Origin of the sequence: Faecalibacterium sp. I4-3-84, assembly GCF_023347255.1 — a bacterium.
Lineage (GTDB): Bacteria > Bacillota > Clostridia > Oscillospirales > Ruminococcaceae > Faecalibacterium > Faecalibacterium taiwanense.
The window spans coordinates 2,694,513-2,710,249 of sequence record NZ_CP094466.1 but is presented as its reverse complement, the minus strand read 5'-3'; the positions used below and the strand labels follow the sequence as shown (position 1 = coordinate 2,710,249).

Genomic DNA, 15,737 nt, shown 5'->3' with positions numbered 1-15,737 from the left:
GGAGGTACAAAACATGAGAAAGAACTTGACGGAGATCGTATTCATCCTTGATCGCAGCGGCTCTATGAGCGGACTGGAAACAGACACCATCGGAGGATTCAACTCCATGATTGAAAAGCAGAAAAAAGAGAATGGCGAGGCATTGATCTCTACCGTTCTCTTTGACAACGTGAGCGAGGTTATCCATGACCGTGTGCCGGTTCAGAAGGTGGATCCGATGACCGACAGAGACTATTCCGTTCGCGGCTGCACCGCGCTTCTGGATGCTATCGGCGGAGCGATTCATCACATTGGGAATGTCCATAAGTACGCAAGAAAAGAGGATGTCCCTGAACACACACTGTTCGTCATCACAACGGATGGCATGGAGAATGCAAGCCGCCGTTATGACAGCGAGAAGGTCAAGAAGATGATTGAGCGACAGAAGGAAAAGTACGGCTGGGAGTTTCTTTTCCTCGGTGCAAACATTGATGCAGTTGAGACGGCAAAGCATTTTGGAATTGGAGCAGATCGAGCGGTCAATTACCACTCTGACCGCGAGGGAACGCAACTCAACTATGAAGTTCTGAGCGAAGCGGTTTCCGCTGTCCGATGCAGCGTACCGCTGGGTACGAATTGGAAAAAGCGTATTGATGAGGACTACAATTCCAGAAAGGACGGGAGAAAGTAATGAGAATAATCACCGTAAAAGGGACAGGCAATGTCTCCGCAAGACCGGATTACATCATCCTATCCCTGAACATTGAAGTCTTATCTGAAACCTATGACCGCGCAATGTCGGAAGCAGCCGAGAGAATCGAAAGACTGCAAGGTGCCGCAGTCCGCGTTGGGTATCGCAAGGAAGACCTGAAAACCACGAGCTTTGATGTCCAGACAAGGTACGAGAATGTCAAGGATCGGCAAGGAAATTACAAGCGAGAGTTTGCCGGATATGCTTGCAGCTATCGCTTGAAACTTGCCTTTGACTTTGACAGCAAGCAGCTTGCAAAGGTCATTTCTGCGATTGCGGATTGTGGGGCGCAACCAGAACTCAGCATTGCGTTCACCGTGAAAAATCCGGCAAGAGTCAGCGAAGAGCTGCTGATCAATGCGACGGAGAACGCCAGGGCAAAGGCGGAGATTCTTTGCAAAGCATCAGGCAGTACGCTTGGGCAGTTGCTCAACATCGACTACAACTGGGGCGAACTCAATGTTTTTTCCAGAACAAGCTACGATGTTGAAGACTGCATTCAGCCTCTCATGGCGATGAGCAAGTGCGCCGCACCTGAGATTGAGCCGGTTGATATTGATGTGACAGACACAGTGGCTTTCACATGGGAAATCCAATGATTTTTTGACTTTTTTGAAATCCGGTACTCAACAAACGCCCTTTTTGTGTCCGTTGTAAAGTGAAGGGACATTTCACGGAGGAATCTTCGGGGAATACGATTTTGGGAGATTAGCAAGCAAATCCGGTGAGTACCCACCGGAGAAAAATCAGTTAAGGAGACCCTGCCCTTAACATCAGATTTTTGCTTGTTGGGATAGTCCCAAACCCTTCTAATCTTTACGACGGAGGGCGCAGCATGGTACGAAGAACACGAGACATTCAGAAGAAGATTTGGCTGACACCACAGGAAGAACGGACGATTGCAAAGAAGATGGAGATGATCGGCACAGAGAACTTCGGTGCGTATGCAAGGAAGATGCTGATCGACGGCTACATCATCGTTGTGGACTACACAGAGCAGAAAAAGCTCGCCGCCGAAATCAACAAGATCGGCGTGAACATCAATACCGTCTGCCGCAGGATCAACTCGACGGGACGATTCTATCAGGACGATATTGACGAGCTGAAAGAAAAGATGGACGCGGTATGGCAGTTACTAAAATCAAAGCAATCCGAGGAACTTTGAGCAAGGCAATCGCGTACATTCTGAATCCCGAAAAGACCGATGAGAAGCTGCTGGTCTCGTCCTACGGCTGTGCCAGCGAGACCGCAGCGCGGGAATTTGAGTGGACGCGGAAAATAGCCGAGCAAAAAGGGATGAATCCGGTCAGGATCATAGCCCGTCATGTGATCCAGTCCTTTGAAATTGGAGAGGTCACACCGGAGCTTGCCCACGAGATCGGCAAGCAGTTTGCAGACGAAATCCTCGGAGGAAAATATGAGTATGTGCTGACCACTCACATTGACAAAGACCATGTTCATAACCATCTGATTTTCAATGCGGTTGACTTTGTGGACTACCACGCATACAAGAGCTACAAGCGGATTTACTATGATATGCGCGAGGTCAGCGACCGGCTCTGTAAGGAAAACGGTCTCTCTGTTATCCCTCCCTCTCAGAACAAAGGCATGGACTACAAAGAGTACACAGAAGCCAAACGCGGCACGAGTTGGAAGCAAAAGCTCAAGCAGACCATCGATCGGCTTGTCATCACCGCCAAAGACTATGATGACTTCCTTCGGCTCATGCAGGAAGCCGGTTATGAAATAAAGACCGGCAAATACATCTCCTTCCGTGCTGAAGGTCAGGAGCGGTTTACCCGTTCTAAAACCATCGGAGAGAACTACACAGAGGAACGCATCAAGGAACGAATTGCCGGACGGACGCCCCGAAGAAGCCAGAGACAGACCGTGCCGAATGGCATCTCCCTTATCGGAGATATTCAGGAGCGGATCAGGCTCATCGACAGCAAGGGCTATGAGTATAAAGCCAAGCTCACAATCCTCAAGGAAGCGGCACGGACGCTCAACTATCTCACGGAAAACAACTTGCTCCAATACGCTGATCTTGAGAAGAAGGTTGAGGATGTTCACGGCTCCTATGACCGCACCGGCAAGGAACTGAAAGCTGTGGAAGCACGTCTGCGTGAAGTCCAGCCGCTTATCAAGAATATCTCCAACTATCAGCGGCTCAAGCCCGTGTATGACGCCTTCCAGAAGGCGAAGGATAAGCCGAGCTTCAAGGCAAAGCACGAGGCAGAGCTTGTGATCTTTGAGGCGGCGCGGAGTACGCTTCTTGCCATGCAGGGCGATGAAAAACTGCCGAGCTTGAAGACACTGCAAGCGGAACAGCAGCGACTTCTTGAAGAGCAGCAACGGCTCTATGATGAACGTGCGAAGCTCAAAAAAGAAGCGAAGCACATAGAGACGATCAAGTCTAATGTTGATACGTTTCTCGCTCCTTCTGTTGACCATGACCGTGATCATCTGCGCAGCACACAGCGCGAATAATCTCTTCAAAAGCAGGGCATCTTCTGTTGACCGGAGATGCCCTGCATCCTTGAGAGAAGGTTCGAGAAGTTGAAACTTTTTCTTTAATTTTTGCATCAACGGATTGCTTTTGAGAATGAAATCCGGTATAATATTATAAGCGATGTTGAATGCAAGCAAGTGAAAGGATGGTTGCCGTGCGCATAAGCTATAAGAAACTATGGATGCTTCTTCTGGAACGCGACATAAAGAGGGCTTCTCTACGACATGAGGTAGGGCTGTCTGCCGGAACATGGACAAAACTGAATAAGGGGGAAGAAGTGTCCCTCTCTATTTTGCTGCGCATTTGTGATTACCTGAACTGTGACATCGGAGATATATGTGAGGCTGTGCGAACGGACAAGAATTAAGTCCGGTTTTTCGTACAGCTCTTTTTGTAAAATAGTAAGTGTGAAACTATAACTTTGGAGGTTGCTGAAATGGCTGAGAATAACACAAGCAATATCGGCTTTGAAAAACAAATCTGGGACGCGGCTTGCGTCCTGCGCGGAAACATCGACGCATCCGAATACAAGTCCGTCGTTCTTGGATTGATTTTCTTGAAATACATTTCTGATCGCTTCGAGGCAAAGTACAAGGAACTGGTCGAGGAAGGCGATGGATTTGAAGAGGATCAGGACGAATACACTGCCGAAAACATCTTCTTTGTCCCTGAGAATGCACGATGGAGTGCGATTGCTGCTGCCGCTCACACGCCGGAAATTGGCACGGTGATTGATGACGCAATGCGCAGTATCGAGAAAGAAAACAAGCGCCTCAAAGATATTCTTCCTAAGAACTTCGCCCGTCCAGAGCTGGACAAGCGGCGTCTTGGTGAAGTGGTTGATCTCTTCACCAACATTCAGATGATCGAACATGGAAACAGCAAGGACATTCTCGGTCGTACATACGAATACTGTCTCTCCAAGTTTGCTGAGCAAGAAGGTAAACTTGCTGGTGAGTTCTATACACCCTCTTGTGTTGTGCGTACCCTTGTTGAGGTGTTGCAGCCGTTTAATGGACGTGTTTATGACCCATGCTGCGGCTCTGGCGGTATGTTCGTTCAGTCTGCAAAGTTCATCGAGAATCACGGCGGCAACATCAACAAGATTTCCGTTTTTGGTCAGGACTCCAACCCGACCACATGGAAGATGGCGCAGATGAATCTTGCCATTCGCGGTATTGAAGCCGACCTCGGCAAGTTTAATGCGGACACGTTCTTTAACGACTGCCACCCTCAACTCAAGGCAGACTTCATTATGGCAAATCCTCCCTTCAATCTCTCCGGCTGGGGTGCGGATAAACTCGTTGATGATGTCCGTTGGCAGTATGGTACGCCTCCTGCTGGAAATGCAAACTTCGCGTGGTTGCAGCACATGATCTGGCATCTCGCCCCGAATGGGCGTATCGGTATGGTTCTTGCAAATGGTTCGCTTTCCTCGCAGTCCGGCGGTGAAGGTGAAATCCGCAAGAACATTATCAATGCCGACCTTGTGGACTGTATCGTCGCAATGCCGACGCAGTTATTCTACACGACGCAGATTCCGGTATCGCTCTGGTTCCTTGCAAAGAACAAGAAACAGAAAGGAAAGACGCTATTCATCGACGCACGGAAACTCGGTACTATGGTCACGCGGAAGCTGCGTGAGCTGACGGATGAAGACATCAGAAAAATTGCTGACACCTACAATGCCTTCGTTGAAGGAACACTTGAAGACGAGAAAGGCTTCTGTGCGGTTGTTACTACTCAGGACATTGCAAAGCAGGACTACATTCTTACTCCGGGACGCTATGTTGGCATTGAGGAACAAGAAGATGACGGTGAGCCGTTTGAAGAGAAAATGGGACGCCTGACTTCTGAACTGTCTGAGCTTTTCACTAAGTCTCATGAACTTGAAGCGCAGATCAAAGAACGACTGGGGGCGATTGGATATGACATCTGAACTTAGCTCTCTGTGTTCCTACGCTAAAGGAAAAGTATCAGTTGATACTCTATCTAAACGAAACTATGTTTCCACTGAGAATATGGTGCCAAACAAAGGCGGTATTGTTGATGCAGGAGCATTGCCTTCTGCCCAATATACCCAGCAGTACATGAAAGACGATATATTAGTTTCCAATATCCGCCCATATTTCAAGAAAATCTGGATGGCGGATGATGATGGCGGGTGTTCAAATGATGTTCTTGTTTTCAGAGCAGAGTGCGGGTGTGACTCGACATTTTTATACTACGTCTTAGCTAATGATGCGTTTTTCAATTATGCTTCTGCTACGTCTAAGGGGACAAAGATGCCAAGAGGCGACAAAACCGCGATTATGCAATACGAGGTCCCATGTTTCACTCACGAGACTCAACTTCGTATTGGTAAGTTGCTAAGAAGCATTGATGATCGGATTACAGTCAATAAGAAGATAAACGATAATTTAGCGGCTTAGAGCTGGACGGCAGAGACGTCTATCTCGCCTGACATGAGCTTAGGCAGCAATGAATCCCGTAGTGTTGAAAGTCGCAAGTTTTCGATGTTGTTGTTAAGCACCTCCTGAAACATGGGCTCTGCAACACGGAGAAACGCCGTAGCATCATCATCAGAGAGTTTCATGATTTGCTCTGATTCAAAATCTCTGGTGGTAATCGCATCAAATACGGCTCCACTTGCTTTGTGCTTGAGCCTATCAACAGCTTTGAGTGTGTAGAAATATACAAGAAGTTGATGCGTCTCTTTACCGACAAGCGCATAGCAGGATTGGTTCATAGCCATCGGAACTCCGGACATACCAACTTTACCAACAGTGCCTCTTGCAGTGACGAAAACGGTGTTCACAGGATACAGTCGGCTGTTACAATGTGAAAGACCTTCTTTTGAGATAGTCTTTTCTGTGATAAGTGTGTATGGTGTGCCAACATCTTTTGGGGTAAAGAAGGCAATATTACCGTTCCAATAAGTATTTTCGCCTGTTTTTGGTGTCCCACCGCCGAGTATCTGTATCAAATCGGTGAATCTAACCTCGGTGTTTGACCGATCATAGAGGCTCGAAAACAATGCGGCTGCTTGCTGCTGTAAATTATCGTTTACCGCCTGAATAACTCTCACCAGTGGCGAGAGTTTTACAAAAGGGACTGCCACTGAATGTCGTTCTCTTACCTCGAAAGGAGACACGACAATGACAGAACAACTCATCACGGAGATACAGCGAAAAATGCTGCCGTATCTTAACAACGAACAGCTCATGCACCTTCGGGATGCAATGGCTGAGACATTGGAAGGGGCAACGATCACCTATGATAGTGGCTCAATTCCAGCAGAAGAAACAGATGCAGTCGAAGCATTTATCACGGCAAAGCGGATCGAAGGCTGCTCAGAGAAAACCCTGAGCTACTACCGGAAGACGATTGAATCTCTGATTGCCGGAGTCGGAAAGGCTGTGCAACAGGTCACCACAGATGATTTGCGCCGCTATCTAACCAACTATCAGGTTCAGCGCAGGTCGAGTAAAGTGACCATAGACAACATCCGCCGGATCCTGTCCAGTTTCTTCTCTTGGCTTGAGGATGAGGACTTCATCGTGAAAAGTCCGGTACGCCGGATTCACAAAGTTAAAACCGCAAAGGTTGTTAAGGACACCTACACCGATGAAGCGTTGGAGCTGATGCGCGACAACTGTACAACGGCGCGTGATTTGGCTATGGTTGATCTTCTGGCTTCGTCCGGAATGCGTGTTGGAGAACTGGTCACGCTAAACCGCGAAGACATCAACTTCAACGAACGCGAATGCGTGGTTATCGGCAAGGGCAATAAGGAACGATTGGTCTACTTCGATGCAAGGACGAAGATCCACCTTCAAAACTATCTTGAGGGCAGATCGGATGAAAACCCGGCTTTGTTTGTTTCCCTGAAAGCTCCCTTCGACCGATTGATGATTGGCGGAGTGGAGACACGCCTTCGGGAGATGGGAAAGCGTCTGAATATCCCGAAGGTTCACCCTCACAAGTTCAGGCGCACACTGGCTACTACTGCCATAGACAAAGGAATGCCCATAGAGCAAGTCCAGCAGCTCTTAGGGCATCAGAAAATCGATACCACCATGCACTATGCAATGGTGAAACAACAGAATGTGAAGCTGGCACATAGAAAATACATTGGTTAGGATGGTGTAAAGATGGGCAAAGAAATTGAATTGTCTACTGCGATTACAGATATAGCCGCAGGACCATTTGGATCAAATCTGAAAGTCGAGTGTTTTGTCCCAAGTGGCTTCCCTATCATTGATGGAGCGAACTTAAAAGGGTACAAGGTCACTGACAACATAACTAAATTCGTTACAGAGGAAAAGGCTCGTTCGCTGAGCAGATCGATTGCACATCGCGGAGATGTGATTGTTACAATCAGTGGTACGATTGGGCAAATAGCATATATTCCGGAAAATTCATTGTATGATGAATACCTTTGCTCACAACGACAGTTCCGCGTGTCTTTCGATTCTTCTATGGTCTATGTTCCGTATCTTGTGTTTTACTTTCATACATTTGAAGGTCAAAACAAGATACTATCGTTTGCTAACCAAACGGGAGTACCTGCGTTATCGCAACCACTCAAAAACTTCAAAAAAATTCGTCTTTGTTTGCCGAGCCTTCAAGAGCAAAGGCGAATTGCAAGCATTGTAGAGACGATAAACGACAAGATCGAGAACAACATAAAGATAAACGATAATTTACAGCAGCAGGCTCAGGCGATTTACTCTTCAATGTTCATTGATAACCCTGATCCTGCATGGTCGCATGGACATCTATCTGATCTCATAACCGTAAAATACGGTAAAGACCACAAGAAATTAGCTGATGGTATCTATCCCGTCTATGGCTCTGGTGGGATAATGCGCTATGTTGAGCGCCCTCTGTATAATAAGGAATCAGTTCTGATTCCAAGAAAAGGGACTCTGAACAACGTCATGTATGTCAATCAACCGTTTTGGTCTGTTGACACCATGTTCTACACCGAAATGAAACTTCCGAATGTAGCGAAGTTTGTATATCACTTTGTCAAGGCAAAAGACCTCGCATCAATGAATGCTGGATCCGCCGTTCCAAGCATGACAACGGATATATTGAATGCGATGGAAGTTGTCATTCCCTCCGCGTCAGCCCTTGAAGAGTTTGAATCTCTGGTTGCGCCAATGTATGAGGCTATGGAAGCAAACGATGTTCAATCGAAAGCACTGTCCCAAATGCGTGATACACTGCTGCCGAAGCTCATGTCCGGCGAGATAGACGTCTCTGACATCCAACTCTAAGCCGCTAAATTATCGTTTACGTTAGGAGGGATAAGATGCAATACTGCTTTTACTACGATGAGTCTGAGCATAGCAGGGTCATCAATCTCTCAACCGTTACTGGCGAGACGTATTATGATGGTTTTCTGGCAGCTATTATTGGGTGGCGCAGCGATCACGAAACAGCTTTTGAACAGCGTTATCATGCTTTTGAAGAAAAATACGCTGATAGGAAGAAAAAAGGAGAGCTGAAAAGCGGAACGATAAAGCCGAAGCAGTTAGTTCATGGATTTGCCTCTCTCAACGAAGCAAATGTAAAGCTGCTTGGAGATTTCTTCTCCATCTTTGATGAGAACAGCTATATCTATCTGTTCTGTGCAAGCAAAATCGAATACGTTATCACCCAGATTTTCAAAGGCTATCGCAATAGCGTCTTCTTTGATATGGACGCTGCACGCTACTCAATAGTCAAAGCGATAGTTACATACCGACCCACAGAGGTAATTGAAAGCCTGTATAAAAGTCCGGCGGAGTTTGTAGCTGCGTTAATGACATTCTTGACGAACCGGATTAGTCGTAACAAAGAAAACCGCGAATTGAAGGCGCAGGAAAACACGGCATTTGAAGCCGTCCTTTATGTCCTGAATAACGTCGATGTTCCGCAGTCCCTCGCTTGGGACTACCATTTGCAGTTTGTCGGGTTTGGAAATTTCCTGAGCAGCAAGGGCATTCTTGATTATTCAGTCTTGCTTGACAAGGAAGGTGAAGCAGGAGCCGAAAGCAAAACTCTCATTGCCGCGAAAGAAGCCAGTTTGAAGAATTGCGAAGAGGCAGACTCGATAGACCACTTTGGAATTAGAATGGCTGATATGCTGGTAGGAATTATCGGCAAACTGATGAAATCGCTATACCATTCCTTGACACCGACGCAGGACAGTCCCCGCATTGCGAAGACTCTTCTTAGCAAAGAATGGTTCAGACTAACCGATGGGCAGTTACAGCTATACAAGCAGCTTTTTCATATCGTGTTTGAGATCAACAATGATTGGTATAAGGTCTATGCCGGTAATTATTCAGATGACCTTGTTAGCTTTTTGGGACTGCTGGATTTCATGAATCATTTCAATTCAGCTAAAGACATCGAACAAGACTTTGATATGCAACCGGAGTATTGTAATAGCTGCATCTGCCAAAGACTTGAAACCCATTTTGAGCAGATGAAAAATAAGCTGCCTGTTGAGCCGGTGAAAGATCAAGAAAAGGGTTTTTTTAGGAATCGACGCGGCGCAAAAGTTTATCACGATGTAGACAGACAACCCATTCTGGAACTCACCAAAGGAAAAAACGCCTTTGTAGTTCTTTCTGTCGGTATTGCAAAGGGCGGCATCCCATTAGTCACTGTTGAGGCATCACCTGAAAATCTATGTTATAGGCTGCCTGTACAGTTGAACGAATGGGCAATGACGCTGGTTTCAATGGCAAATACAGGAGAAGATTTATTTCCTGCTGAGGTAATCTTCACAAAAGCTGAAAACCGCATCTATGCGGATATTATATAGAGGGAGTTGAGTACAAATGTCGGGCTATTTTACCGAATCAAATTATGAGAATGCCGTCTTGCAGCTTCTCAATGAGGAGCTTGGATATACCTATGTCTATGGACCGGATGTGGAGCGCGATTATCACTCTCCGCTTTATGAGGATGTCCTGCTGCCCTCTTTGCAGCGAATCAACAAAAACTTGCCAATGGATGCTCTGACGGAGGCAACCTATAAGCTCAAGAACTTTGAAACCGGAACGCTCTTGCAGAAGAACATGGTATTTATGGACTACCTCCAAAACGGAGTCCCGGTAAAATACTATGACAAGGGTGAAGAACGCTCTACCCTTGTTTACCTTGTAGACTTCAAAAATCCTGCCAGTAACGAGTTCACAGTTGCGAATCAATGGACTTTCATTGAGAACTCCGAAAAAAGACCAGATGTGATTCTCTTTGTCAATGGTCTCCCGCTCGTCATTGTGGAGTTGAAGTCTCCGTCCCGCGAGGAAACCGACGCTTCCGCAGCATACCGCCAGCTCCGGAACTATATGTATGAGATCCCCTCTATGTTCATTTATAATGCGGTATGTGTCATGAGCGACTTGACCACTTCAAAGGCTGGTACAATCACGTCCGGCGAAGACCGCTTTATGGAGTGGAAAACAACAGACGGCAGCTATGAGAATACGCAACACGCATCATTTGACACATTCTTTGTAGGACTGTTTGAGAAGACCCGCTTCCTTGACATCGTGAAAAACTTCATCTGCTTTAATGTGGATGGACAGAATACTTTCAAGATACTCGCCGGGTATCATCAGTATTTCGCAGTCAAAAAGGCGATTGAGTCTACAAAACACGCAACCGTGACGGACGGTAAGGGTGGCGTCTTCTGGCATACACAGGGCAGCGGAAAATCGTTGTCTATGGTCTTCTATGCTCATTATCTGCAAGAAGCGTTAGAAAGCCCCACTATCGTTGTCATTACCGACCGTAACGATCTGGACGACCAGCTTTACGGACAATTTGCCCGCTGCAAGGACTTCCTCCGGCAAACGCCGCAGCACGCTGAGAGCCGCAAGAATCTCAAAGAACTGCTTGCAAACAGACAGGCAAACGGCATAATCTTCACGACCATGCAGAAGTTTGAAGAAAGCAACGAAGCTCTTTCGGAACGCCGGAACATTATCGTGATGGCTGATGAAGCGCATCGTGGGCAATATGGTCTTAATGAGAAGGTTGTGGTCAAGCAGAAGGACAACGGCGAAGTCGAGGCGAAAACCGTTATAGGCACTGCCCGCATTATAAGAGACACGCTTCCTAATGCGACCTACATTGGATTCACCGGAACACCGATCTCCACAAAAGATCGCAGTACACGAGAGGTCTTCGGTGATTACATCGACATCTATGATATGACTCAGGCAGTTGAAGATGGCGCGACCAGACCCGTCTACTACGAGAGCCGTGTGATTCACCTGAAACTCGACGAGAACACCCTCCATCTGATCGATAATGAGTATGACATTATGGCTGACAACGCCGATCCGTATGTCATTGAAAAGAGCAAAAAGGAACTTGGTCAGATGGAAGCAATCCTCGGTGCCGACCAGACGATCAATTCCTTGGTAAATGACATTCTTGATCATTACGAGAATTACCGTGAGAATATCCTAACCGGCAAGGCGATGATCGTTGCTTATTCGCGTCCCATAGCAATGAAGATTTATAAGCGCATTCTTGAGCTACGCCCAGCGTGGACGGAAAAGATTGCAGTGGTCATGACGCAAGGCAATAACGATCCCGAAGAATGGCGTGAGATTATCGGCAACAAAGCTCATAAGGACGATATGGCGCGGAAATTCAAAGACAATAACTCCCCGCTGAAAATCGCTATCGTCGTGGATATGTGGCTGACCGGCTTTGATGTTCCCTCCCTCGCTACGATGTATGTCTATAAGCCAATGGCTGGACACAACCTGATGCAAGCTATCGCCCGCGTCAATCGTGTCTTCAAAGATAAAGAAGGCGGTTTGGTTGTTGATTACGTCGGTATTGCGGCTGCACTGAAACAGGCAATGAACGACTATACTGCCAGAGACAAGAAGAACTATGGTGATACAGATGTAAGCAAGGCTGCATATCCGAAGTTCCTTGAAAAGCTCTCTATTTGCAGAGATTTGTTCCACGGATTCAGTTATGAGAAATTCATGACCGGAAGCGACCTCGACCGTGCAAAGCTTATCAGCGGCGGCGTGAACTTCATACTCGGCAAGAGTGTTGCAGAGTACGATCTTCCCGACAATGAGAAGACACAGAATGTGTTTATCAAAGAAGCGCTACTTCTCAAGCAGGCACTTTCGCTGTGCAGCAGTTTGGTAGACGAGCAAACTCGCATGGAGGCGGCTTTCTTCGAGTCCGTAAGAACAATGACCGTGCGCTTGGTTTCAGGCGGTACCGGAAAGAAGTTTACGCTTCCGGAAGTAAATGAGCGCATTAACGAGCTATTGAAGCACAGCATCAAGAGCGAAGGCGTTATCAACCTCTTCTCCGATGTCCAGACTGAGTTTTCGTTGTTCGATCCGAAGTTCCTTGAAGAAGTGGCAAACATGAAGGAGAAGAATCTGGCAGTCGAACTTCTGAAAAAGCTGATTGCTGAACAAGTATCTGTTTATCGTCGTACAAACATTGTCAAATCCGAGAAGTTCTCCGAAATCATTCAGAGCGCAATGAACCGCTATTTGAACGGAATGTTGACCAACGAGGAAGTCATTCAAGAATTACTCAAGCTGGCGAAAGACATTGCCGCTGCTGCCGCCGAGGGTGAAAAACTCGGATTGACAGCGGACGAGCTTGCTTTCTATGATGCCCTCACAAAGCCGCAAGCAATCAAGGACTTTTACGAGCATGACGAGCTTATTGCTATCACGAAAGAACTGACAGATTTGCTTCGCAAAAACCAGACAATAGACTGGCAAAAGAAAGAGAGCGCAAGAGCTGGAATGCGCCGCCTGGTCAAAAGGTTGCTGAAAAAACACAAATATCCGCCAGAGGGTATGGATGATGCTGTCCAGACTGTCATGAGCCAGTGTGAGATGTGGACGGACAATGTAATGACCGCTTAACTCCCCCTACGAGAAAGGAGTAGATCATGGGCAATTCAGTCATGTTGAATGGCATCGAATATGCCGGAGAACAGATTGCCTACAAAGACAGCACCTATGAGCTTGTGTCAAAGGTCGCTTACCTGATCGGCGTCCCGCTTCGTATTTTCCAAAATGAACACGAGCCGCCGAAGATAGAGATATACAACCGGCTTGAACAGGATAAAAATGCCCGTATCATTCGTAATCTATGTATCATCCGCACCGCCATTGAGCGCAACTACCGGAAAATAAATGACATCATGCGGATGGAATACCGTGGGCTTCTTTCGATGCCTGAGATCCTTCCAATGTCCAGTATGCAGCAGCTTTCAAATGACGGAATCAGCTTTATTAAAAAGTCGAGTACAAAGCTCTGCCACCACATTATCGAGATCAACCGGCTGATTTCAGACCGCATTAACAACTGCAAAAGCCTCTTTCCAATCTGGATTAACTGGGCGTACATAAAAGAGCTGTTCATTATGCCAAACGGCTTGACAGAGGACGGAACGAAAGATGCTGCGGACATCTATTACGCAAGTCTCTCCTACTACCCCTATCAAATGTACATCAACTGGGTACCGATGGACGAGGGTAATGTCCTCTATAATGACAAGAAGTTTGCTACCCTGCTTTATCAATGGCATTGCGACGCCTTCACGGAATACAGTAAAGTCTCCGATGCAGGGGCTTTTGTAAAAAACAATATCTACGACTTCATAGATGACAGTGAGAAGACCGTATTGGTAGTGGACTGCGAAAACTCCGACCCGTACAAGCTGTGCGCCACGCTCAAAAATCTTGATTATGAGGTCATGCAGAAGATTACGGCGATCATTCTCTTTGATGATGTACACACCGCTACGGCATGGCGGATTCTTGAAAACTACACCCGCATCCCCGTTGAACATATCATGATTGAGCGGATCAAGCAGAACAAATCACTGGTAGACATCAAGCTCACCGCAAGAGCCTGTCAGGAACACTACCAGAAGCAAGTGGATTCCTTCGTCATCGTCTCAAGCGATTCCGACTACTGGGGGCTGATCTCTTCCTTACCGGACGCCAGATTCCTTGTCATGATTGAGCGGGAAAAATGCGGACCGGATATGAAGGCGGCACTTTCAGAATCTGGGATATTCTACTGCTATCTGGATGACTTCTACTCCGGCAACAGCGAGGACATCAAGAAAAACGCACTGTTCAAGGAGATGTACCGCTGGATTGACAACTCCGTTCACCTGAATGTCAACGATATGTTTGATACAGCTCTGCGAAACACGAGGATCGAAATGTCTCCCGCAGAGCGGCGGCAGTTCTATGAGAAGCACATCAGGCACATGACGCTGACTATCGACGAGAACGGAAACGTCAGCATTGAGCTGAAACGCGGATAGCCTTGGTTTCTATTCCGGGAGGAATATGGATGGACAACAGATTCTATTTTGGATTCAATACATCGGAGGAACGGAAAAAGCGCAGAAAAGCAGAGCTGTACTCCATGAGTGAGCAAGTCAGCACCTTCTTTTGGGATGAAGCCCCGCAGCATGGCTTGGAAATGCGTGAAGGGCAGCAGGATATGTCCTTTGAGATTGTGGACGCCCTCATAAACGATCAGCATTTTGCGATTGAAGCTGGCGTGGGCATTGGAAAGTCCTTTGGCTATCTTGTGCCGGTGCTGCTGTACAGCAAACGCATGAACAAGCCGGTTATCATCGCAACCTCGACCATTGCGCTTCAAGAATTGCTTTTCGGGTGCGTGCTGCTTAGGTTCGTTCAGGTTTGCCCGATGTGGTTTCTTTAAGGGAATAGGAGTCAAATTAGGTGCAGACGAGTTTAGATTGAGTGGAATTTTCAATGCCTTGCTAATTGAAAAGAAGTCTGATGCTTTATTTTTCCGTTCATTTAACAGTTGCCGAACTGTTGATTCCAACTGCTCATTATAGCTGCGAACTTCGTTGTTTACATAGCCACTCGTTTCTTCAAAATTTTTGAATCGGTTTTTGAAAGCGGTGTCAATCTTTTCTTCTAGCTGCTCACCAAAAGATTTTATTTCTTGGTTTGTATAAGACAAGCGAATTGTGATATAGCCATAGCTACTCTCTGTCGAGCGTTGAAAGTCTACGATTTCATAACTTGTGAATGTATAAGTGGACGGTTGGCATTTAAGAAGAACCGAATCACCAGCAAAGGGAATTTTGAAGTCAATGTTATAGCCATCCAAGTTGTAATATTCAGGCTCTCCATAGGCACTTCCCATCCTGCTCCATGGATTGTACTGTTGAATGGTTGTTTCATGCAAACTTCTTGTAGTTGCATTAACGAAAAAGGTAATAGGTTCAACCTGATACTTTTTCGTAAGATATTCAACCCATTCATCAAAATCGCTGTTCATTATCTGTTCGTCAGTGTATGAAGCGATTTTATCTTTTAATGAACTGATGTTGCTTCTTAAGTAATCCGATACGCTTCCATTTCCGATTGCAAATAGTTTCAATGTTTGCTCCTTTGGTCAGAGGTTGGTTGTACGAATAGGGGGAGTTCA

The 15,737-nt window shown here is 46.6% G+C and carries 14 protein-coding genes; 12 read left to right on the top strand and 2 right to left on the bottom strand.

Annotated features, from left to right (window positions below; genetic code table 11):
- Positions 1 to 13: 13 nt before the first annotated feature.
- From MTP41_RS13510 to MTP41_RS13480, 7 genes are all read left to right on the top strand, one after another.
- Positions 14 to 670, top strand: a complete 657-nt coding sequence (locus tag MTP41_RS13510; protein ID WP_076917487.1) for a VWA domain-containing protein — start codon at positions 14 to 16, stop codon at positions 668 to 670.
- Positions 670 to 1,329 carry an SIMPL domain-containing protein gene (locus tag MTP41_RS13505; RefSeq protein WP_076917488.1) on the top strand — a complete coding sequence of 220 codons (660 nt, stop codon included), beginning with the start codon at positions 670 to 672 and terminating at the stop codon, positions 1,327 to 1,329. The genes MTP41_RS13510 and MTP41_RS13505 overlap by 1 nt, the downstream gene beginning before the upstream one ends.
- Positions 1,330 to 1,565: 236 nt before the next feature.
- Entirely contained in the window at positions 1,566 to 1,895 is a 330-nt protein-coding gene (locus MTP41_RS13500; protein ID WP_005934759.1) for a plasmid mobilization protein, read from the top strand.
- Positions 1,856 to 3,220, top strand: a complete 1,365-nt coding sequence (locus MTP41_RS13495; protein WP_249235734.1) for a relaxase/mobilization nuclease domain-containing protein — start codon at positions 1,856 to 1,858, stop codon at positions 3,218 to 3,220. Before MTP41_RS13500 ends, MTP41_RS13495 begins: the two co-directional genes overlap by 40 nt.
- 149 nt (positions 3,221 to 3,369) lie before the next feature.
- Positions 3,370 to 3,609 (top strand): helix-turn-helix domain-containing protein, encoded by a 240-nt coding sequence (locus MTP41_RS13490; RefSeq protein ID WP_008982943.1) that lies wholly within the window; start codon positions 3,370 to 3,372, stop codon positions 3,607 to 3,609.
- A gap of 69 nt (positions 3,610 to 3,678) precedes the next feature.
- A complete protein-coding gene (locus tag MTP41_RS13485; RefSeq protein ID WP_249235733.1) occupies positions 3,679 to 5,181 on the top strand; it encodes a class I SAM-dependent DNA methyltransferase in 1,503 nt (500 codons plus the stop codon).
- Entirely contained in the window at positions 5,171 to 5,674 is a 504-nt protein-coding gene (locus MTP41_RS13480; RefSeq protein ID WP_249235732.1) for a restriction endonuclease subunit S, read from the top strand. The genes MTP41_RS13485 and MTP41_RS13480 overlap by 11 nt, the downstream gene beginning before the upstream one ends.
- Here MTP41_RS13480 and MTP41_RS13475 read toward each other — a convergent pair.
- Positions 5,671 to 6,363, bottom strand: a complete 693-nt coding sequence (locus tag MTP41_RS13475) for a restriction endonuclease subunit S (protein ID WP_249235731.1) — start codon at positions 6,361 to 6,363, stop codon at positions 5,671 to 5,673. The genes MTP41_RS13480 and MTP41_RS13475 overlap by 4 nt on opposite strands.
- 37 nt (positions 6,364 to 6,400) lie before the next feature.
- Here MTP41_RS13475 and xerA point away from each other — a divergent pair, with 37 nt between their 5' ends.
- Genes xerA through MTP41_RS13450 form a run of 5 tightly spaced genes read left to right on the top strand, consistent with a single transcriptional unit; the run spans position 6,401 to position 14,589 of the window.
- Complete coding sequence (gene xerA / locus MTP41_RS13470; RefSeq protein ID WP_249235730.1) at positions 6,401 to 7,384, top strand: site-specific tyrosine recombinase/integron integrase; 984 nt, start codon at positions 6,401 to 6,403, stop codon at positions 7,382 to 7,384.
- A 12-nt stretch (positions 7,385 to 7,396) separates the two neighbouring features.
- A complete protein-coding gene (locus tag MTP41_RS13465; protein ID WP_249235729.1) occupies positions 7,397 to 8,527 on the top strand; it encodes a restriction endonuclease subunit S in 1,131 nt (376 codons plus the stop codon).
- Between the two features lie 35 nt (positions 8,528 to 8,562).
- Positions 8,563 to 10,065, top strand: coding sequence for a hypothetical protein (locus tag MTP41_RS13460; RefSeq protein ID WP_249235728.1), 1,503 nt, complete (start codon positions 8,563 to 8,565; stop codon positions 10,063 to 10,065).
- Positions 10,066 to 10,081: 16 nt separating this feature from the next.
- Entirely contained in the window at positions 10,082 to 13,171 is a 3,090-nt protein-coding gene (locus MTP41_RS13455) for a type I restriction endonuclease subunit R (protein WP_249235727.1), read from the top strand.
- Between the two features lie 26 nt (positions 13,172 to 13,197).
- On the top strand, positions 13,198 to 14,589 hold the full coding sequence (locus tag MTP41_RS13450; protein ID WP_249235726.1) for an NYN domain-containing protein: 1,392 nt from the start codon (positions 13,198 to 13,200) through the stop codon (positions 14,587 to 14,589).
- Here the strand turns inward: MTP41_RS13450 and MTP41_RS15740 are convergent.
- The gene (locus tag MTP41_RS15740; protein ID WP_249235725.1) at positions 14,511 to 15,689 is read right to left on the bottom strand and encodes a hypothetical protein; all 1,179 of its coding nucleotides are present in this window, start codon (positions 15,687 to 15,689) and stop codon (positions 14,511 to 14,513) included. The two genes, MTP41_RS13450 and MTP41_RS15740, sit on opposite strands and share 79 nt — an antisense overlap.
- Between the last annotated feature and the right edge of the window lie 48 nt (positions 15,690 to 15,737).

Coding starts and splice junctions, on each gene's coding strand:
- MTP41_RS13505 (WP_076917488.1), top strand. CDS start 670: ATGAGAATAATCACCGTAAAAGGGACAGGCAATGTCTCCGCAAGACCG.
- MTP41_RS13460 (WP_249235728.1), top strand. CDS start 8,563: ATGCAATACTGCTTTTACTACGATGAGTCTGAGCATAGCAGGGTCATC.
- MTP41_RS13485 (WP_249235733.1), top strand. CDS start 3,679: ATGGCTGAGAATAACACAAGCAATATCGGCTTTGAAAAACAAATCTGG.
- MTP41_RS13480 (WP_249235732.1), top strand. CDS start 5,171: ATGACATCTGAACTTAGCTCTCTGTGTTCCTACGCTAAAGGAAAAGTA.
- MTP41_RS13455 (WP_249235727.1), top strand. CDS start 10,082: ATGTCGGGCTATTTTACCGAATCAAATTATGAGAATGCCGTCTTGCAG.
- MTP41_RS13450 (WP_249235726.1), top strand. CDS start 13,198: ATGGGCAATTCAGTCATGTTGAATGGCATCGAATATGCCGGAGAACAG.
- MTP41_RS13510 (WP_076917487.1), top strand. CDS start 14: ATGAGAAAGAACTTGACGGAGATCGTATTCATCCTTGATCGCAGCGGC.
- MTP41_RS13490 (WP_008982943.1), top strand. CDS start 3,370: ATGCAAGCAAGTGAAAGGATGGTTGCCGTGCGCATAAGCTATAAGAAA.
- MTP41_RS13465 (WP_249235729.1), top strand. CDS start 7,397: ATGGGCAAAGAAATTGAATTGTCTACTGCGATTACAGATATAGCCGCA.
- MTP41_RS13495 (WP_249235734.1), top strand. CDS start 1,856: ATGGCAGTTACTAAAATCAAAGCAATCCGAGGAACTTTGAGCAAGGCA.
- xerA (WP_249235730.1), top strand. CDS start 6,401: ATGACAGAACAACTCATCACGGAGATACAGCGAAAAATGCTGCCGTAT.
- MTP41_RS13500 (WP_005934759.1), top strand. CDS start 1,566: ATGGTACGAAGAACACGAGACATTCAGAAGAAGATTTGGCTGACACCA.